General features: G+C 61.4%; 1 protein-coding gene. It reads left to right on the top strand.

The features are described from left to right. Positions 1-213: 213 nt before the first annotated feature. On the top strand, positions 214-485 hold a 272-nt coding region (locus SB786_RS35630; RefSeq protein ID WP_410731492.1), incomplete at its 3' end, for a response regulator.

Below are 485 nucleotides of genomic sequence, written 5' to 3'. Positions count from 1 at the left end.
GGCGGCGCGTCGGCGGTTGCGTCGAAGCCCGGCGGGCGCGGTCCAGTGCAGCAGCCGCACGTCGATTTCTCGCGGCGACGCGGAACCCGTCTATTATCTTAAAATTACGCTGCGCACCGCCCGGTTCGTTGAGCATCGCAACGCTACCGTGGCGCGACCGAGGCGTCGCACAACATCGCACGTCGGGCCGCGTGTATCGGGAGAAGAATATAGATGGATGAATTTTTTGTGCGAGTGATGGTAGCGGACGATCATCCTTCGTCCGCACTCGGGATGTCGCAGGCACTCGCGGGCAGCAGCACGATCAAGCTGCTCGGCACTGTGTCGAATTCGACCGACCTGGTGGCGATGCTCGACGTACAGCAGAGCGACGTGCTCGTCGTCGATTATGTGATGCCGGGCGGCAAGTATGGCGACGGTCTCGCGTTGTTGTCGTTTCTGCAGCGCCGCTATCCCGCGCTTCATCTCGTGACGATCACGATGAT

Source organism: Burkholderia sp. SIMBA_062, from assembly GCF_046534765.1.
GTDB classification, from domain to species: domain Bacteria; phylum Pseudomonadota; class Gammaproteobacteria; order Burkholderiales; family Burkholderiaceae; genus Burkholderia; species Burkholderia ambifaria.
This window is presented reverse-complemented; position numbering and strand designations above follow the sequence as displayed.